6 protein-coding genes are annotated in these 5,965 nt (G+C 30.2%); 4 read left to right on the top strand and 2 right to left on the bottom strand.

Features of this window, described 5'->3' with window-relative positions:
- Nucleotides 1-96 precede the first annotated feature (96 nt).
- Complete coding sequence (locus BTN98_RS05635) at nucleotides 97-438, bottom strand: helix-turn-helix transcriptional regulator (protein ID WP_060998127.1); 342 nt, start codon at nucleotides 436-438, stop codon at nucleotides 97-99.
- 10 nt (nucleotides 439-448) lie between these two features.
- On the bottom strand, nucleotides 449-640 hold the full coding sequence (locus BTN98_RS05630) for a hypothetical protein (protein WP_060998126.1): 192 nt from the start codon (nucleotides 638-640) through the stop codon (nucleotides 449-451).
- A 70-nt stretch (nucleotides 641-710) separates the two neighbouring features.
- On the opposite strand from BTN98_RS05630, the gene BTN98_RS05625 reads away from it, so the two are divergent.
- From BTN98_RS05625 to BTN98_RS05610, 4 genes are all read left to right on the top strand, one after another.
- Complete coding sequence (locus BTN98_RS05625; RefSeq protein WP_060998125.1) at nucleotides 711-899, top strand: P-loop NTPase family protein; 189 nt, start codon at nucleotides 711-713, stop codon at nucleotides 897-899.
- A complete protein-coding gene (locus BTN98_RS05620) occupies nucleotides 896-1,153 on the top strand; it encodes a hypothetical protein (protein ID WP_060998124.1) in 258 nt (85 codons plus the stop codon). Before BTN98_RS05625 ends, BTN98_RS05620 begins: the two co-directional genes overlap by 4 nt.
- A gap of 359 nt (nucleotides 1,154-1,512) precedes the next feature.
- On the top strand, nucleotides 1,513-4,110 hold the full coding sequence (locus BTN98_RS05615) for a hypothetical protein (RefSeq protein WP_060998123.1): 2,598 nt from the start codon (nucleotides 1,513-1,515) through the stop codon (nucleotides 4,108-4,110).
- An 8-nt stretch (nucleotides 4,111-4,118) separates the two neighbouring features.
- Nucleotides 4,119-5,930, top strand: coding sequence for a hypothetical protein (locus tag BTN98_RS05610; protein ID WP_060998122.1), 1,812 nt, complete (start codon nucleotides 4,119-4,121; stop codon nucleotides 5,928-5,930).
- Nucleotides 5,931-5,965: the final 35 nt, after the last annotated feature.

Raw genomic sequence — 5,965 nt, 5'->3', positions numbered from 1 at the left:
CAATAAGAGCATGACAGAATCGGTTGGTATTTATCCCGTCATGTTCCCTCAGTAATGACAATAAAAAAGCGACCTCTCACCAAGATTGCTTTGCTTCTAAAACCGCTTTCCAAACCGACTGGTATTATCTTTCCATTCTTCAACAGCAGAACGTAACCAACATAAAGGCATCAGTGTAATTGGTTCAGGGAAGCCGCGTGTTTGTCGCCACTTATAAATAGTTGCTCGGCTTGTGATTTGAAACATCTCTAAAACTTCAACGTGACTAATTAAAAGATGCGTTGATTGCTCATTAAGTTCAGCATAAGTTTTTGCTGGTGGTGTTGAATATCGGTAGTTGCTTTGTTGTTTACTTTTATATTGTGACGGTGTCACGTTTAAGCTGTTTTCTGTGGTATATGAGATGTTTACAGTAGGGTAGCTGTTGTAATCGAACATGTTTGATTCCTTATTCGCATGTTGTACTAACAAAATTAGCAAGACGACCCCGATTCATGGTGTGCCAGCAACGGGTATCACCTTTAAATAAGCCTCCTGCCTTTAATTTTGCACATCCTTCCGGTAATGACTCACCACAATGTTGGCAAGTACCTAGTGATTGTTTGATTTGTTCCATCTCACCATGAATACGATGGATCATTAGTTGTCATGTCGATTTGCTGGTGATAGATGAATTGGGCGTTCAGCACAACAGCAATAACGAGCGAGTAATGATAAACCGCATCATTGATGAACGTTATACCCTAGAAAAACCAACAGGGGTGATTACCAACCTTCAGAGTGATGAAGTTATAACAACCTTAGGCCTCGCAACTGTCGACCGCATTATGGAAGACGGTAAATGGGTAACGTTTAATTGGTCAAGTTTTAGAATTAACAAAGGAACACAACCAGCATGAGAATCGAAACCCTGTTGAGTAAATTTGCGATTAAAGGGATTAATTACGATCCTCAGTCTGGTGGTGGTAAAGCGTTATTGTCAGCTGAAGAACAATTGGCGGTAGTCGGGCTATGTTGGCATGAATCGCCAGTAGGGTGGTTGGTATTGTTTGTTGAAGGGCTAAGAGATGTTCATGCACTTAAACAACTGCAAATAGCGACCAGAGGTGAAACATTACGGTTAATGGAAGATTGGCGCGGGGTTTACGCCTGAAAAGGCGTTAACTGCGTTATGTGCCACGGCAATTGCTGAAGCGACTCAACAGAACGGCCAAGTGTGTCCAGAGTGTAATGGTAGTGCCATTGTGGTGTTTTGGTTGGTAGAGAATAAGACAGTGGCAGTGTTGGCGATGGAAGAGCAGGTTGAGAGAGAAGGTTGTGATTTTGTAGCTCGAAGTGAGACTAAATATCTATTGAATTGATGTGTATTTAGAAGAAAGAAATTGGTAGGTAAATAAAAAAACACTAAGAGGGATAGTATAAGATCATGTTTTAAATAAAAACATGACTTTATCATTGTTAGGTGTAAAATATTAACACTATGTGTTTTGTTGTGTATATTGAGCATTAATTATGTCTGATCATATAAAAGAAGTAAGAAAAGTAATAGGTAAAATTGGCATTGGTAAAGAAAGTTTCAATAATAATGAAACTAGTTTAGGATTTATTGAATTGGGACTAGAATGGTTCTATGAAGATGATCAGAATTTAGATATTCAAGATATTAATAGGAAAGAATATTTTTGTAATACTCGAAAAGTCTTTATATATAAGGGATTTAATGATTTAAAAAGTAAATTTAATAATAATGAATTAGTACTAATTGAAGCATCAAAATCAAAAGATGATGTCAGTTTAGATAGTAATAAACAAGAGTTTGTATCGGAACCAAGGAATGTTACAAAATTACCATCAACATTCATTTTTGATGTTATTGATGTTGATAGTAATTTTATAGATAATAATTTTGCAATTCAATTAGACCGCACTCCTAGTACAGAATTCATAATATTAAACAGTACCAAGGATGGAATGAAATTATCATATGGCCCTCTTGCTTGGACCGTACTAGATCAAGAAAATAGTATTTATAAAGTTAGTGTTCCATCTCGTTCACCAATATCTAATAAGACATTTAGGGATCAATATTCATATCAAATAGAAACTATGTATATAGATAATTATTTTGTAAAAACGATTATAGATAATATCGAATATAAGTATCTTATTAATAATAAAGAATATTCCAATGCAATAGGTAAGTTTGGTGAATCTTTTGATGTAATGGATAATGAAAAAATCATAAAAGATTTTGCGCCTATATTGTTCAATTACAAGCCATTTCAAAAGTTAACAGCAAAAAGTATTGAAACATTAAAAAATAACGAAAGAATGGCTCGTTCTGCAAACTCTAAAATAAATGTAAAAAGATTAAATAGGGTTGTTAAAATTTTAGAAAACATCCAATCATGGGGCGATAATCGAGAAGAAATATTACAAGAATTAGTATTACTTCCTACGGTTGAAAAAACTATTCAGGAATATATAAAAAATAATGAATCAGAATATTTTGAAAAGTATAAAAATAATGAATTAAAAAGTATAGTTGATGAAATTAAAAAAGAAGAAGATAAATTTTCGCAAAGGGTTGAGTCATTAAAGCAAATGATTCAAGGAAAAGCATTAGAAGTTCAATCTCTTGATGATGATATTAAAAAGAAAGAGAAAGAATTAGATGAAATGGAACGTATTAGAACAGAAGAAATACAAGAACAAGCGATGGCAAATGCTAAAGCTGAAGAAAAAGAATTAGCTAATCGGATAATAGAAAAACAGAAAACATTAGATTCATTGCAAACTGAATATTCTAACCTTAAAAATGTTGATGATCTTAATAATAGACGAAATGCTTTGAAGTTAATTATTTCTGATCTTGAAACTGAAGAATTAGATTTGAAATCAGGTATAAAGGATTTAGAAACAAAATTAGAAAATAAAGGTAAGATTTTATCTGATTATATTAGTAACTTATCAATATATAAAAATGAGTCAAACCTTAAGTGTAATGAAATAGAGAATGAACATTTTACTTTTAAAAATGTTGAATTTGATGAGTTTAATGGATCATTAATTGAAGCTAGACAAAAGTTAATTAATAAAATTGGTTTTTCTTTATCTAAATATGGTCGAAATTATAGTTATGAAGCTATTGTTAATTTTGTAGTTACTATATCTCAAAATCAATTTACTATTTTTGCTGGTCTCCCTGGCGGAGGTAAAACTAGTATGGCAAAATTACTAGGTAAAAGTATGAATTTAGGAAATAGACAACATACAATACCTGTTAGCAGAAATTGGACATCAACAAAAGATATTTTAGGATATTATAATGGTTTATCTGGACAATATCAAAATGCACCAACAGGGTTGTGGCATTTACTTAATACCATTCAGAATGATAAATTATCAGAAGTAAATCCGGTCTTATTATTATTAGACGAAATGAACTTAAGTCAGCCTGAGTATTATTTTAGTCCATTTTTAGATTTATCTGATGAAGAGTCAGAGAGAAAGATAATAACCGATCATCCAAACGCTTCAGATTTAACTATTCCAGAACATATTAAGTTTATTGGTACTGTTAATTGTGATGATACTGTTCAACCTCTTTCTCCTAGGATGATAGATCGTTCAGCAGTGATTAGTTTTGATTCTTTATCTAGTGAGTCATTTAATAGTTTTGAAGATGAAAATAACAGCAAATGTACTATTAGAGCTCAAGATTTTATTGATTTATTTAAGCCAACAGAAATTAAAGTTGATGTGGTCACAATCCAAGAGCTCAACAAAATTATAGCAATAATAGAAGATGTAAATCCTGAATTAGGTCAGAGACATATAATTAGTTATCGAAAAAGAAAACAAATACTAAATTATATAGAAGTAGCAGGATCAATGCTTTTAGAGTTGGATGAAAATATAGCATTAGATCATGCTGTTTCTCAATATGTATTACCTATGATTAATGGATTTGGAATTGGGTATAATCGTCGGTTATTATTGCTTATTGAAAAACTAAGACAATTAAATTGCAATCAAAGTGAAAGTATTCTTAATAGTATAATTGTTTCTGGTGAGCATAATTTAAACAGTTATCGATTTGCTATATAGGCAATCTTATGAGTATTAATTTAAATTGTTTCTATATACATAAGCATGAAGAGTACTCCATTTGTCTTATTGATAATGGTGTAGTATTAGCTAATGTTAATAATTTACCAGAAGATGCTGATGTAAAGTTTGTAATTAAAGTTAAAGATGATAAACATCCAACACTAAAATTGGCAGATGTACCAATTGATCTTAAATATATAGATGATTTAACTTATGAATCACATTATGACAATAGGTTTAATGAAAATAAATCTTATGAGAAAGTTTATAAGAACTTCATAGGTGAAAGTAGAGTTTCTGTTATTTGTGGAAGTAAAATATTTAACTGTAAGGTTAATGTTTTATCTACAGAAGAAAATATAGAACTAGCTAGTGAAATGTTAGATTTTTTAGATTCTAAATCTAATGCAATGGCTAGTTTATGTTTTTCTAAATCATTTGTTAATTCTGGTGGCGGTGAAAATAATAAACTAACGATAACAGCTATTCTACGGTGTGCTGAAAAATGTATTTTAGATTTTGAAAATTATTGGCCTTTATTTATTAAACAAATAAAAAGTTCAGGGATTACCGACTTAAAAATTATAAAAGGAGGTGTACCTAACTCTAATGATGCTATTAATTGGTTATCTATGCATCAATCAAATATTGAGTTTTGCAATAGATCTGAGCAAATGTTTACAATTCGAGGGCGAGGTGCAAAAACAGATAATTCAGCTGTTGAATTTATTAAGAAAGATACTCTTAATAATGAAAATTTGGCTATTTTAAGTTTTTTATATCATTTAATATCTAAGTTAAATGATCTAAAAGTTTTAGTGTTATCAGAAAACAAATCAGATGGAAATGATTTTTCAGGATACTTTAGTCTTGATCATGTTATAAATAGATATAAGAAGCCTTTAATTGATCAAATGGAAAATGATATAAATCTTCTAATAAACAAAGCAGTTTTCTTAAATAAATATTTAATGAACATATTAAATGTTAGGCAAGGATATAAACATGTCATGCCTATAGTTACACCATTTGTTGCCAATAATTCAATATATAGACATTATTTTCAATTAATGCATGAATGGTATAATTTGTCTGAAAATAAGATAAGTAATGATTTTAATCAATTATCATCATTTAGAAATTTATCTACTATTTATGAGATTTGCACAATTTTAACTATCAATGATGTCTTATGTAACATAGGATTTGATTTAGTTGAAAATTGTTATCGTGACTATAGTTCTCCATTATTTGGTGGCATTGATAGTATTGCATCAGATTATCAGATTAATAATTATTTTAACTTTAAATCAAATGGAAAATATAAGTTTAGTATTAAACTTTATTACGAACCTAAAATTTGGAGGCACAATAATGCTAACAATGGTGATCCTATTGTAATTTCTAGGAAATATTCAAAAAAAGCTAATTATTATAGATGTCCTGATTTTGTTATGAAAATAGAATGGGATGATTGCTTAAAAGATTCTGATTTAATTATTATGGATGCGAAATTTAAGCCAGCATGTAATGTGAAAAATTACGATATGTCTGATTTAATAGAAAAATATTATTTAGGTATTCATCAAATAAGAAATGATGGAAAGGTGGGGAGAAAACCAGTCCAGGCTGTTTGGGCCTTATTCCCTAAAAAAGGTTGGAAATTTGTTAAAAATGACATCTATTCCGATGAGCATCAAATTAATGGATTATATCCTGTCCTACCTTCTTTTGGTGGAATAAAATTACGGCCTAAAGTTGATAATACTGATAAAACCTTTGAAGATAGTTTTATTTCATTGCTAGATTTATTGTAGAAATAGTTTGAGCTTAAGAAAAATATAGGCAAAAT

The sequence above is a fragment of the Photobacterium aquimaris genome, assembly GCF_002954455.1.
GTDB classification, from domain to species: domain Bacteria; phylum Pseudomonadota; class Gammaproteobacteria; order Enterobacterales; family Vibrionaceae; genus Photobacterium; species Photobacterium aquimaris.
The sequence above is the reverse complement of the archived record's forward strand: the minus strand, read 5'-3'. Positions and strand labels throughout refer to the sequence as shown.

Excerpts from the sequence above, each read along its gene's own strand:
- BTN98_RS05635 (WP_060998127.1), bottom strand. The coding sequence starts at position 438 with ATGTTCGATTACAACAGCTACCCTACTGTAAACATCTCATATACCACA.
- BTN98_RS05630 (WP_060998126.1), bottom strand. The coding sequence starts at position 640 with ATGATCCATCGTATTCATGGTGAGATGGAACAAATCAAACAATCACTA.
- BTN98_RS05625 (WP_060998125.1), top strand. The coding sequence starts at position 711 with ATGATAAACCGCATCATTGATGAACGTTATACCCTAGAAAAACCAACA.
- BTN98_RS05620 (WP_060998124.1), top strand. The coding sequence starts at position 896 with ATGAGAATCGAAACCCTGTTGAGTAAATTTGCGATTAAAGGGATTAAT.
- BTN98_RS05615 (WP_060998123.1), top strand. The coding sequence starts at position 1,513 with ATGTCTGATCATATAAAAGAAGTAAGAAAAGTAATAGGTAAAATTGGC.
- BTN98_RS05610 (WP_060998122.1), top strand. The coding sequence starts at position 4,119 with ATGAGTATTAATTTAAATTGTTTCTATATACATAAGCATGAAGAGTAC.